12 protein-coding genes are annotated in these 11,420 nt (G+C 72.2%); 6 read left to right on the top strand and 6 right to left on the bottom strand.

Going from position 1 to position 11,420, the window contains the following annotated elements; genetic code table 11:
• Positions 1-211: 211 nt before the first annotated feature.
• From ACWGDE_RS29735 to ACWGDE_RS29745, 3 genes are all read right to left on the bottom strand, one after another.
• A complete protein-coding gene (locus ACWGDE_RS29735) occupies positions 212-1,333 on the bottom strand; it encodes an LLM class flavin-dependent oxidoreductase (RefSeq protein ID WP_453392123.1) in 1,122 nt (373 codons plus the stop codon).
• 127 nt (positions 1,334-1,460) lie between these two features.
• Complete coding sequence (locus ACWGDE_RS29740; protein ID WP_453392124.1) at positions 1,461-2,246, bottom strand: SDR family NAD(P)-dependent oxidoreductase; 786 nt, start codon at positions 2,244-2,246, stop codon at positions 1,461-1,463.
• A gap of 19 nt (positions 2,247-2,265) precedes the next feature.
• Positions 2,266-3,213, bottom strand: a complete 948-nt coding sequence (locus ACWGDE_RS29745; RefSeq protein WP_453392125.1) for an LLM class F420-dependent oxidoreductase — start codon at positions 3,211-3,213, stop codon at positions 2,266-2,268.
• 183 nt (positions 3,214-3,396) lie between these two features.
• Between ACWGDE_RS29745 and ACWGDE_RS29750 the strand changes: the two genes are divergently transcribed.
• Positions 3,397-3,888: a hypothetical protein gene (locus ACWGDE_RS29750; protein WP_453392126.1), complete on the top strand. Its 492-nt coding sequence runs from the start codon at positions 3,397-3,399 to the stop codon at positions 3,886-3,888.
• 72 nt (positions 3,889-3,960) lie between these two features.
• The gene (locus ACWGDE_RS29755; RefSeq protein ID WP_453392127.1) at positions 3,961-4,617 is read left to right on the top strand and encodes a transmembrane-type terpene cyclase; all 657 of its coding nucleotides are present in this window, start codon (positions 3,961-3,963) and stop codon (positions 4,615-4,617) included.
• Between the two features lie 86 nt (positions 4,618-4,703).
• Here ACWGDE_RS29755 and ACWGDE_RS29760 read toward each other — a convergent pair whose 3' ends face one another.
• The 3 genes from ACWGDE_RS29760 to ACWGDE_RS29770 are packed head-to-tail and all read right to left on the bottom strand — an operon-like array spanning position 4,704 to position 7,487.
• Positions 4,704-5,549: a L,D-transpeptidase family protein gene (locus tag ACWGDE_RS29760; protein ID WP_453392128.1), complete on the bottom strand. Its 846-nt coding sequence runs from the start codon at positions 5,547-5,549 to the stop codon at positions 4,704-4,706.
• Between the two features lie 25 nt (positions 5,550-5,574).
• Positions 5,575-6,825: a sensor histidine kinase gene (locus ACWGDE_RS29765; RefSeq protein WP_453392129.1), complete on the bottom strand. Its 1,251-nt coding sequence runs from the start codon at positions 6,823-6,825 to the stop codon at positions 5,575-5,577.
• Positions 6,822-7,487: a response regulator transcription factor gene (locus ACWGDE_RS29770; RefSeq protein WP_453392130.1), complete on the bottom strand. Its 666-nt coding sequence runs from the start codon at positions 7,485-7,487 to the stop codon at positions 6,822-6,824. Before ACWGDE_RS29770 ends, ACWGDE_RS29765 begins: the two co-directional genes overlap by 4 nt.
• Before the next feature lie 90 nt (positions 7,488-7,577).
• Between ACWGDE_RS29770 and ACWGDE_RS29775 the strand changes: the two genes are divergently transcribed.
• The 4 genes from ACWGDE_RS29775 to ACWGDE_RS29790 are packed head-to-tail and all read left to right on the top strand — an operon-like array spanning position 7,578 to position 11,207.
• Positions 7,578-8,093 carry a hypothetical protein gene (locus tag ACWGDE_RS29775; protein ID WP_453392131.1) on the top strand — a complete coding sequence of 172 codons (516 nt, stop codon included), beginning with the start codon at positions 7,578-7,580 and terminating at the stop codon, positions 8,091-8,093.
• Positions 8,090-9,268 carry a peptidoglycan-binding protein gene (locus tag ACWGDE_RS29780; protein ID WP_453392132.1) on the top strand — a complete coding sequence of 393 codons (1,179 nt, stop codon included), beginning with the start codon at positions 8,090-8,092 and terminating at the stop codon, positions 9,266-9,268. Before ACWGDE_RS29775 ends, ACWGDE_RS29780 begins: the two co-directional genes overlap by 4 nt.
• Positions 9,265-9,966 (top strand): ABC transporter ATP-binding protein, encoded by a 702-nt coding sequence (locus ACWGDE_RS29785; protein WP_453392133.1) that lies wholly within the window; start codon positions 9,265-9,267, stop codon positions 9,964-9,966. Before ACWGDE_RS29780 ends, ACWGDE_RS29785 begins: the two co-directional genes overlap by 4 nt.
• Positions 9,966-11,207: an ABC transporter permease gene (locus tag ACWGDE_RS29790; RefSeq protein WP_453392134.1), complete on the top strand. Its 1,242-nt coding sequence runs from the start codon at positions 9,966-9,968 to the stop codon at positions 11,205-11,207. Before ACWGDE_RS29785 ends, ACWGDE_RS29790 begins: the two co-directional genes overlap by 1 nt.
• The last annotated feature ends 213 nt before the right edge of the window (positions 11,208-11,420 follow it).

Raw genomic sequence — 11,420 nt, forward strand, 5'->3', positions numbered from 1 at the left:
GGCGCCCCCGCCGGAGGCACCCCCAGCCCCTCCGGCGTTTGAGGACCGGGGGTCGGGGGGCTGGCCCCCGTGCAGCGGCGCCGCGGGGGTGGGGCCGCCGGAGGGCCCCGGTCGGGGGTCTGTAGGCCGGCCGCGGGCCTCCGTAAGACCTCCGGCCGGGGCCGGTTCGGGGCGGCGGTCCGGGAAGACGCCGCCCCCGTTCCCCCGCGGGCTACGCGCCTTCGCGGAAGCGTGTGGTGCGGTGCACCGGGTCGGTGTCGATGTGCGGGATCACGTGCTCGCCGATGAGCTTGATGGTGGTCATCGTGTCCTCGGGCGAGACACCGGTCGGCAGGCCGAAGGAGAGCTGGTCGGCACCGGCCTCCTCCCAGCGCTTGCACTGCGCGCGGACCTCGTCCGGGTCCCCGCAGATCAGCAGCTCCTCGGCGATCAGGAGCTCGATGATCTCCGCGTTGTACTCGGGGAGCGTCTCGGGCCACTGCGGGATCGCCTCGGGCCGCGGGAAGGTGTCGTGGTAGCGGAAGACCAGCGACTGGAAGCGGTTCATGTTGGCGTTGACGGCGATCTCGACGGCCTTGTCGTGGGTCTCGGCGCAGATCGCGGTCGAGGTGACCATGACGTTGTCGTTGACGAAGGCGCCGATGGCCTTCGCCTCCTGGATCGCGGTCTTGTACTGGTCCAGCACCCAGGCCATGTCGGAGACCTTCTGGACGCTGAAGCCGAGGACGCCCAGGCCCTTCTTGGCCGCCATGGCGTACGAGGCCGGGGAGCCGGCGGCGTACCACATGGCCGGGTGGGCCTTGCCGTACGGCTTGGGGAAGATCTTGCGCGGCGGGAGCGACCAGTGCTTGCCCTGGAACCCCTCGTACTCCTCCTGGAGGAACATCTTGGGGAACTCGGCGATGGTCTCTTCCCAGATCTCCTTGGTGCCGTTCATGTCCTCGATGCCGGGAAGGAAGCCGAGGATCTCGTGGCTGCCGGCGCCGCGGCCGGTGCCGAACTCGAAGCGCCCCTTGGAGAGGTGGTCGAGCATGGCGACCTTCTCGGCCACCTTGACCGGGTGGTTGACCGGGGCGAGCGGGTTGAAGATGCCGGAGCCGAGGTGGATGCGCTCGGTGGCGTGAGCGAGGTACCCGAGGAACACCTCGTTCGCCGAAAGGTGCGAGTACTCCTCCAGGAAGTGGTGCTCGGAGGCCCAGGCGTACTTGAAGCCGGACTTGTCCGCCTGGATGACGTACTCGGTCTCCTCGATCAGCGCCTTGTGCTCTGCCTCGGGGTCGACCTTGGACCGCGCCTCAGGCACGTATCCCTGCACAAAGAGCCCGAATTCCAAGGGGATTCACCGTCCTTTTGTTTCTGACGTTGCGTCAGATTCGATGTCACGACTGTTCCACCGCTGGGGCGGGAGCGTCAATACCTGACGCTCCATCAGATAACCTGGAAGGCAGGTCGAGGGCGCCTCACAGGACGCTGACGCCCGCCATCCAGCCGCCGTCGATCACGAACGGCTGGCCGGTGATGTACGAGGAGTCCTCGCTGGTCAGGAACAGCGCCAGCTTCGCGATCTCCTCCGGCTGCCCCACCCGGCCCATCGGCACGACGCGCTGGTAGAGCTCCGCCATGGCGTCGCGCGCCTCCTGGGGCAGGTCCGCCGGATTCGTGTTCCCGGGGGTGGCCATCGCGGTGTCCACGGCGCCCGGGCACATCGCGTTGACCCGGATGTTCTTCGCGGCCAGCTCCAGGGCCGCCACCCGGGTCAGGCCGAGGATCGCCGCCTTGGTCGCCGCGTACGTGCCGACGTACGCCATGCCCGTCAGGCCCGTGTACGAGGAGGTGTTGACGATCGTGCCGCCGCCGGCCGCCTCGATCTCGGGGGCCACCGTCTTGATGCCGAGGAAGGCGCCGACCTGGTTGACCTGGACCACGTGCTGGAACTCCTCCAGCGGGGTCGCGGTCAGCTCGTTGAAGCGCAGGATGCCCGCGTTGTTGACCAGCCCGTTCACCGGGCCGAAGGCCTCCTTCGCCGCCGCCACGGCGGCCGCCCAGTCCTCTTCCCGGCTCACGTCCATCCGTACGTACCGGGCCCGGTCCTCGCCGATCTCCTTGGCGACCGCCGCGCCCTGCTCGTCCAGTACGTCGCCGAGGAGCACCTTGGCGCCCTCGGCGGCGAAGAGGCGGGCCTCCTGCTCCCCCTGGCCGCGCGCCGCACCGGTGATGATGACCACGCGTCCGTCCAGCTTGCCCATACCCGTAGCTCCCAATTCGCTAGTCGTTGAGGAGGGGTCCCACTTCGGACCCGAAAGCGGTGATCTGGTCGATGAGTTCGGCGCGGTCGCGGTTGCGGAAGCGGACCTGGATCTGGTCGATGCCCAGCGCCTTGTACGCGCGCAGCGACTCGGCGAGCGCCTCCGCCTTGCCGGTCAGGGTGCGCCGTCCGGTGTCCCAGCCGGGCTCGCCGATGTACAGCGCCTCGGTGATCGCGCCGAACTCGATGGGGTCGGTGATCCCGGCCGCCTCGCGGAGTTCCTTGATGCGGGCGATCTGCCCGGGGAGCTTGTCGCGGGGGTCGCCCTGCGGGAGCCAGCCGTCGCCGCGCTGCGCCGCCCGGCGGACGGCGGCGGGCGAGGAGCCGCCGACCCAGACGGGGATGCGGGTCTGGGTGGGCCGGGGCAGCTGGCCGAGGTCCCTGAAGGAGAACAGCTCGCCCTCGAACTCCGGGTACTCCTCGGGCCCGAGGGCGGCGCGCAGGGCGTCGAGGGTCTCGTCGAGCACGGCGCCGCGGCGCGCGAAGTCCACGCCGAGCACCTCGAACTCCTCCTGCACGTGCCCGGCGCCGACGCCGAGGATCAGCCGGCCGCCGGAGAGGTGGTCGACGGTGGCGTACTGCTTGGCGCTGAGCAGCGGGTGGCGCAGGCCGAGGATCGCGACGTGGCTGAGGAGCCGGACGTTCTCGGTGATCCCGGCGAGGAAGGAGAGGGTGGCCACCGGGTCGTACCAGATGGTGCTCATGGGGCCGACCATGCGCCGCGGGATGGCCACGTGGTCGCAGGTGGCGACGTAGCCGAAGCCGGCCCGGTCCGCCGCGCGGGCGACCGCGGCGAGATCGGCCGCGCCGGCGGTCGCCTCCCAGGGCTCGGCGTAGATGGTGCTCTGCGACTGGATCGGGAGCTGCATCCCGTAGACCAGCCGACCTTCCGGAAACACGCGCGCCATGGGCCGTACCCGCCTCGTCCTCGTCTGCCGATTCGTCATACCGGTGTGCCGGGCCATCGTCGTAGCTGACGGACCGTCAGGCAAGGGGTAGGCGGGATGCACCCGTTCGGGTGCGGCGGGGCGCCGCCGGCAATGGGACCGTGACGGTAGGGACACCGGAGCGCCCGCAACCACGGAGGCCGCATGTCCGAGACCAGGGTGAAGAAGTCGGTGACCATGCGCCGCTCCCTCGCCGAGCAGATCGAGGATCGCGTGGGCGCGGGCGGGTTCTCCGGCTTCGTGGACGCTGCCGCCGAGCACTGGCTGGCGCTCCTGAAGGCGCAGGAAGGCGCCGCGGACTACGCGCGCCGCGATGGGGCGCCGCCCGAGCGCGACGTGGTCGAAGAAGCCGGGCACACGTGCCCCGGCCGGCAGCTCGAGCGTGAGCGCCTCAACGAGCTGATCCGGGATTCGGAGGCCGTGAACGGGCCCGCAGACCTGTCGGCGGTCGTGGAGAAGCGATCGATTCTGCGCGGCGAGACCGCGACCGGTCCGACCCCGGACGAGCGGGCCGCACGAGCCGAGCAGGCCCGTGCCGCCTTGCAGGCGTGGAACGGTTACGCGCCCACGGCCGCCGACGAGCGGGAGCTGGACGCCGAGCTGGACCGGCGCCTGGGCGAAGCCGGGGGCCGTTGACGGCAGCCCGCCGCTGGACCCGTGCCCCCGCAGGGGTGTGCGCGTCCCGGGGTGGCCGCTAGGGTGCCGCGGGTGGATCTGTTTCTGACCCTGGTCAGCGGGGTGGCGTGGACCGTCGTGTACATCGAGGCGATCCGGGTGGGGCTGCGGGACCGGACGTACGCGATGCCCGTCGCGGCCCTCGCGCTGAACTTCGCCTGGGAATCTACCTACGCCGTCAACGAGTTCCGCGCCGGAGTGTCGGCCCAGGGCGTCGTCAACGTGGTGTGGGCCGTCGCCGACATCGTCATCGTGTACACCTATCTGCGCTACGGGCGGGCCGAGTTGCCCGCCTTCGTGACCCGGCCGCTGTTCGCCGTCTGGAGCGTGCTCGTCTTCGGATGCGCCTTCGCCGTGCAGTGGCTCTTCCTCGCCCACTTCGGCACGCACGACGCGACCCGCTACTCGGCGTTCCTGCAGAACCTGCTGATGTCCGGCCTGTTCATCGCCCTGTACGCGAACCGGCGCGGCCGGCGCGGGCAGTCCCTGGTCATCGCCGTCGCCAAATGGCTCGGCACGCTCGCGCCGACCTTCCTCTTCGGGGTCGTCGAGGACGCGCCGTTCATCCTGGGGCTGGGGCTGCTGTGCGCCGTCTTCGACCTCGCGTACGTCGCCCTGCTGGCCAAGGACCCGGCGCGCGGGTCGGCCGCGGCCGCAGCGTCCGTACCCGAGGCTCCGGCGCGGGCGTAGCCCTGGCCCGGCCGCCCCGCCGCACCGCCGCCCGGCCGCCCTGCCGCGCCGCCGCCCGGCCGCCCCGCCGCCCCGCCGGCCCGCCCTCAGAAGCCCTGCGGCCCCATCACGATGACCGGCTTCGCCGCCGGGTCGAGGGTCTCCAGGACCTTCTTCATCGCGTCCTTCGGGATGCCCACGCAGCCCTGCGAGGGCCCGTCGTGGTCCACGTGGAGCCAGATGTTGCCGCCCTTGCGCTCGCCCTCCGGCTTCGTCGGGTCGAGCGGACTCACCCCCGTCCGGCGGTTGAAGTCGATCGCGACGACGTAGTCGAAGGACCCCCGCAGCGACTCGCCGTTCACCCCGCGCCCCGTCGCCACGAAGGAGGCGTCCTGGTCGTACGGGAACTTCGTGCCCGCCGGCTTCGGCAGCAGCCCGCCCGCGTCGGTGAGCGCGAACACGCCCTGCGGGGAGGTCAGATCCCCGTACGTCCGCTCGGTGGACCAGCCCTTGGCCCCGTTGCGCGCGGGCCAGCTCGCCCCGCGCTCCCAGTCGGCCCCGGCCGACGGGCGCGTGTACAGGGCGGCGGTGGACTCCGAGGAGTCCGCCGCCTTGCCGGTGACGAGGATCAGCTGGCGGGAGTCCGCGGGGATCCTCGCGCGGGTCTGCTCGCTGATCCCGGGCAGGCCCTGGAGGCCGTCGCGCGCGACGCCGCGGGCGGCGCGTTCGGCGGCCGGGGGACGGGCGTCGGCCGCGGCCCGCGCGGAGGCGTCGGCCGGCGGATCGTGCGCGAGGTACACCCAGCCCGCGCCGAAGCCGAGCAGGCCGAGGGCGGCCACCATCGCGAGCGGACGCCCCGTACGGGAACCACGGGCGGCGCGCCGCGCGCCTCCCGCGCGGGAGCTGCGGGGCGGACGGGACGTGCGGGAGCCGGCTCGGGCGTGCTTGCTCATTGACCCGACCGTACACAGCCGATCTTCAAATTTGTTGACCGGTCAAACTCCCGGGCGTTTCCCCGGCCGGTGGAGCCGCCGGGAACCAGACCCGGACCGTCAGCCCGCCGCCCGGCGCCGGATTGGCCCGCGCGGTCAGCTCCGCGCCGTGCGCCCGCGCGATCGACGCGACGATCGAAAGCCCCAACCCCGCGCCCTCCCCCGGCTTGTGCTGCCGTTCCGCCCGCCGCCGGAACGGCTCCAGCAGCCGCGGCACGTCCTGCGGATCGATGACCGGGCCGGTGTTGGACACCGTCAGCACCCCGTCGGTCGAGGTCGCCACCTCCAGCCGTCCGCCCGCGCGGTTGTGACGTACGGCATTGGCCAGCAGGTTGCCCACCAGGTGGCCCAGGAGCGTCCGGTCTCCCTCCACGGTCAGCGGCGCGAGGTCCCGTACGACGGTCAGGTCCTCGGGAGCCGCCCCCTCGGCCGCGGCCAGTTCGGTGGCCGCCAGCGCCGCGAGGTCCACCGGCTCCGCCGCCTCCAGGCCCTCCTCCGAGACGGCCAGCAGGAGCAGCGACTCGATCAGGTGCCGGCTGGAGTCGGCCACGTCGATGAGCTTCGAGCGGATCCGGGCCACCTTCTGCGGTGACGGGTCCCCGGCCAGCCCGATCTCGGCGGCCGCCCGCTGGACGGCGAGCGGGGTGCGCAGCTCGTGGGCGGCGTTCGCGGCGAACCGGCGCTGCGCGCCGACCAGGTCCTCCATCCGGTCGAGCATCCCGTCGAAGGTGTCGGCCAGCCGCTTGAGTTCCCCGGGCGGGGCCTGGAGGCCGATCCGCTCGTGGAGGTTGGCTCCGGACAGCCGGCGGGCGGTCTCGGTGATCACGGCGACGGGGCGCAGGACCCGGCCGGCCATCCACCAGGCCAGCCAGATCGACAGGACGGCGAAGACGGCGAGCGCGATGACGGAGACGACGAGCAGCTCGTGGAGGGTGGCCTGCTCCACTGCGGCGGACAGGTTGCGGGTGGCCCTCCACTGCTCGACCTGCTCGGGCGACGGGGTGGCGGCCGGGTCGAGCTTCTGGGCGGGGACGGGGAGCCGCTGGCCCTCCACGGCGGGCGGCGGGGTGCCTTCGAAGGCGGGCACGGTGGTCATGACGGCCCCGCTGATGCGGCTGTAGAGGCCGTTGCGGAGCAGGATGTTGATCAGTGCGATCAGGCCGCCGCCCGCGAGGAGCAGCAGGGAGCCGTAGAGGGCGGTGAGACGGGCGCGCTCGGATCGGAGCACCGCTCTCATCGCGGATCACCGATCCGGTAGCCGGCGCCCGGCACCGTCTCGATCAGCGAAGGCTCCCCCAGCTTGGCCCGCAGCTTGCTCAGCGTCACCCGTACCGCATTGGTGCTGTACGAGGTGGACTGCTCCCACACCTGCTCGATCAGGTCGTCGTTGCTGAGGACGGCGCCCTCGGCGCGCAGCAGCGCCTCCAGCACCGCGAACTCCTTGCGGGACAGCGCCAGCCGGCGCCCCTCCCGGGTGGCGGTGCGGCGCGCCATGTCGACGGCCACGCCCGCCCGCTCCAGCACCGGCGGCAGGGCCGGCTGGGCGCGCCGTCCCAGCGCCAGCACGCGGGCGAGGAGCTCGTCGTAGGCGAAGGGCTTGGTGAGGTAGTCGTCGGCGCCGAGGCCCAGGCCCTCCACCCGGTCCCGTACCGTCCCCGAAGCCGTCAGCATCAGGACGCGGGTCAGCAGCCGCTCGCGCACCACCTGGCGGCAGACCTCGTCGCCGTGCAGGCCCGGCAGGTCCCGGTCGAGGACGAGGACGTCGTACGCGCCCAGGCGCAGGCGCCGCAGGGCCTCCAGGCCGTCGCTCGCCTCGTCGACGGCCAGCGCGTCGCCGCGCAGCCCCTCGGCGATCATCTCCCGGAGGAATTCCTCGTCCTCCACCACCAGAACTCGCATGGCGTCCTCTTTACCGGAAAGGAACATTTCCTCGTCATAAGCGCGGACGGTTAGGGAAGCGAAATCCGCTCCTCGCGCAGACTCCGGCGCATGAAGCGATCCACGACCATGACCACGGCCGCGCTGCTCACCGGCCTGACCCTCTTCGTCACCGCGTGCACCGGCGGTCTCGGCGGCTCGGACGGCGCGAAGGACGAGAAGAAGGACTCCTCGAACTCGGCGGGCGCCGGCGGTGGGGGCAACAGCGGCGCGGACGCCGACAACGCCCTCAAGCTGCGCAAATGCCTGCGCGACAACGGCGTCGACGCCCCCGACCCGAAGGCCGGCGAGGACCCGCGCGGGATGACCCTGGGCGCCGGCGAGGACCAGGAGAACCTGAAGAAGGCGATGGAGAAGTGCGGGATGAAGGCCCCGGGCAGCGGCAGCGGGCCTTCCCAGCAGGAGAAGGACAAGGCCCTCGCGACGGCCAAGTGCATGCGCGACAACGGCATGGACATGCCCGACCCGGAATTCAACGGCAACATGATGAGCGGCATGTCCATACCCGAGGGCGTGGACAAGCAGGCCTTCATGGACCAGCTGAACAAGTGCAGCGCGGCCAAGTGAACAAGCGCGGGAAATGGCTCCTGGGCTCGCTGGCCGTCGTACTCGCCGTCACCGGCGGCGGGTACGCGGTCGTCGCGCAGGCCGGGACGGACGGCAAGGACGCGCAGCAGGACCGGGCGAACGGACTGCCGGGGGCGACGGCGCCGGTCACGCGCGGCGACCTGAGCTCCGGGCTCAAGGTGGACGGGACGCTCGGGTACGCGAAGGAGCAGAAGCTCAACGCGGCGGGGGCGGGGGGCGGTTCGGGATCGGGCGCGGGTGGGGCCGCGGGCGGGGCCGGCGGCCCCGGGGCGGGCTCGGGCTCCGCGACCCTCACCTGGGTGGCGCCCGCCGGCTCCTCCGTGGAACGCGACGGCAAGCTCTACGAGGTCAACGGCAAGCCGGTGCGCCTGATGTACGGCACCACCCCCGTCTACCGGACCATGAAGACCGGGGACAAGGGCGAGGACGTCAAGCAGCTCAAGCGCAACCTCCAGGCCCTCGGCCTCGGCACCGGCCTCGACGCCTCGGACGGCACCTTCACCGCCGGCACCGCCACCGCGGTCAAGCGCTGGCAGAAGTCCCACGGCCTGAAGGAGACCGGCGAGATCGGCAAGGACGACATCGCCTTCGCCTCCGGACCGCAGCGGGTCCAGAAGATCGACATGGCTGTCGGCGACGAGGCGGCCGCCGGCAAGCCCGTACTGACCCTGACCGGCACCGAGCGGACGGTCCGCTTCCAGCTCGACGTGGCCAAGGCCGGCGCGGTCAAGACCGGCGACCCGGTGACCGTGAGCCTGCCCGGCGGCGGCACCGCCAACGGCAAGATCGAGTCGGTGGGCGCCACCGCCAACCCCGACGACCCGGCATCGGGCGGCGGAGGCGGAGGCGGTGGAGGCGGGGACAAGAAGCCGAAGGTCCAGGTCGAGGTCACCCTCGACAACGCCGCCGAGGCCAAGGGCCCCGACCAGTCCCCCGTCTCGGTGAACCTGACCGGCGAGACCCGCAAGGGCGTGCTCTCCGTACCCGTCAACGCGCTCCTCGCCCTCGCCGACGGCGGCTTCGGCGTCCAGGTCGTCGAGGACGGCAAGGTGCGCGAGGTCAAGGTCGAACTCGGCATGTTCGGCAAGGGCCGGGTGGAGGTGAAGGGGGACGCCCTGAAGGAGGGCATGCAAGTGGGAGTCCCGAAGTCATGAACAAGCACGCCCACGCGGTCGTCGAACTGGCCGGCGTCACCAAGGAGTACCCCGGCGGGGTCGCGGCCCTGCGCGGGGTCGACCTCACCGTCATGAACGGAGAACTCCTCGCCATCGTCGGCCCGTCGGGCTCGGGCAAGTCCACCCTGCTGCACATCGTGGGAACGCTCGACCGGCCGACCGCCGGCCGCGTCGCCATCGCCGGGTACGACATCGCGAGCCTCTCCGACCGCGCCCTGTCGGCCCTGCGCTCCCGGCACGTCGGCTTCGTCTTCCAGTCCTTCCACCTGGTGCCCGGCATCAGCGCCCTGGCGAACGTCGCCGAGGGGCTGCTCTACTCCGGCCTCCCCCGGGCCGAACGCGGACGGCGGGCCGAGCGGGCCCTCCAGCGCGTCGGACTCGGCGACCGCATGGACCACCGGCCCCACGAACTGTCCGGCGGGCAGAAGCAGCGCGTGGCGATCGCCCGCGCGGTCGCGGGGGAACCGGACCTGCTGCTCGCCGACGAGCCGACGGGCGCACTGGACACGGCGTCCGGCGAATCGGTGCTGGAACTGCTGCACGAGCTCAACCAGGACGGGGCCACCATCGCCGTGATCACCCACGACAACGAGATCGCGGCGAGCCTGCCCCGCCAGGTCCGCGTCCGCGACGGCGAGATCGTGGCCGACGTGTGGAACACGGCGGGGGTGGCGTGATGGGCCGCCGTACGAAGTCCCGTACTCCGAACCCGGCCCGGAAGGCGTCCCGGAAGCTGTCTCCGCCGCGCCTGACCCCGCGGGACGTCCTGCACGTCGGGTCCGCGGGGCTGCGCTCGCGGCCCATGCGGGTGTTCCTGTCCGCGCTCGGCATCGCGATCGGCATCGCGACGATGATCGCGGTGGTCGGCATCTCCTCGTCCAGCCAGGCCAAGCTCCTCCAGGAGCTCGACAAGCTCGGCACGAACATGATGGTCGCGACACCGGGCCCGTCGATGTTCTCCGGACAGGACACCAGGCTGCCGAAGGACGCCCCGGGCATGATCGCCCGTATCGACGGGGTCGAATCGGTCGGTACGACGGGCGATGTGAAGGAGTCCGTCCGCCGGTCGGAGAACATCCCGAAGGAGGAGACGGGCGGCATCGCCCTCAAGGCCGCCAAGGACGACCTCCTGGAAACCCTCCGCGCCCGGATGCGCAGCGGCAGCTGGCTCAACGACGCCACGGGCCGCTACCCGTCCGTCGTGCTCGGACACGTCTCCGCCGAGCGGCTGGGCATCACCACGCCGGGGACGCAGGTGTTCATCGGCGGGCAGTACTTCACCGTCATCGGGATCCTGGACCCGATCCCGCTCGCACCGGAGATCGAGCGCTCGGCACTGATCGGCTGGGATGCCGCGCAGAGCCTGCTGGGCTTCGACGGCCACCCCACCGCCGTCTACGAGCGCTCGGCGGACGACCGCGTCCACGCGGTCCGCAACCTGATCGCCCCGACGGCCAACCCCCAGACACCGAGCGCGGTCTCGGTCACGGACCCGTCGGCGGCCCTGCAGGCGAAGGCCGCCACCGAAGGCGCCTTCAGCACGCTCCTCCTCGGCCTGGGCGGCATCGCCCTGCTGGTCGGCGGGGTCGGGGTGGCCAACACCATGATCATCTCGGTCCTGGAACGCCGCCACGAAATAGGCCTGCGCCGCTCCCTGGGCGCCACCAAGGGCCAGATCCGCATCCAGTTCGTCACGGAATCCCTGCTCCTGTCGGGCCTGGGCGGCCTGGCGGGCATAGCCCTGGGCGCGGCGGCCACGGCGATCTACGCCCAGGCGGGCGACCTCCCCTGGGTAATCCCCCTCTGGGCAGTCACAGGCGGCTTCGCAGCAACCCTGGCCATAGGCACGGCGGCGGGCCTCTACCCGGCAATCCGCGCGGCGAGCCTGTCGCCGACGCTGGCGCTGCAGGCGGGGTAGGCGGGGGTGGGGGTTGGCGGGGGCTGCGATGGCGGGGCGGGGGCGGGGTGGCCTGAGCTGCGAGCGGGCCGGCGGCTGCGACGGTGGAGCGGGGCCGGGGGTTGGCGGGGCCCACGCACTCGGTGGCTTCGACGGTGACCGGGGGGCGTCCCGGAAGTCCAGTGTCCTTCCGCGCCGGGCCGGCCCGTCAAGGGCGCTCCTTCGTCGCGTCGC

Source organism: Streptomyces sp. NPDC054956 (assembly GCF_053609185.1).

Coding starts and splice junctions, on each gene's coding strand:
- ACWGDE_RS29745 (WP_453392125.1), bottom strand. CDS start 3,213: ATGGCGCGCGTGTTTCCGGAAGGTCGGCTGGTCTACGGGATGCAGCTC.
- ACWGDE_RS29765 (WP_453392129.1), bottom strand. CDS start 6,825: ATGAGAGCGGTGCTCCGATCCGAGCGCGCCCGTCTCACCGCCCTCTAC.
- ACWGDE_RS29770 (WP_453392130.1), bottom strand. CDS start 7,487: ATGCGAGTTCTGGTGGTGGAGGACGAGGAATTCCTCCGGGAGATGATC.
- ACWGDE_RS29790 (WP_453392134.1), top strand. CDS start 9,966: ATGGGCCGCCGTACGAAGTCCCGTACTCCGAACCCGGCCCGGAAGGCG.
- ACWGDE_RS29750 (WP_453392126.1), top strand. CDS start 3,397: ATGTCCGAGACCAGGGTGAAGAAGTCGGTGACCATGCGCCGCTCCCTC.
- ACWGDE_RS29740 (WP_453392124.1), bottom strand. CDS start 2,246: ATGGGCAAGCTGGACGGACGCGTGGTCATCATCACCGGTGCGGCGCGC.
- ACWGDE_RS29785 (WP_453392133.1), top strand. CDS start 9,265: ATGAACAAGCACGCCCACGCGGTCGTCGAACTGGCCGGCGTCACCAAG.
- ACWGDE_RS29775 (WP_453392131.1), top strand. CDS start 7,578: ATGAAGCGATCCACGACCATGACCACGGCCGCGCTGCTCACCGGCCTG.
- ACWGDE_RS29760 (WP_453392128.1), bottom strand. CDS start 5,549: ATGAGCAAGCACGCCCGAGCCGGCTCCCGCACGTCCCGTCCGCCCCGC.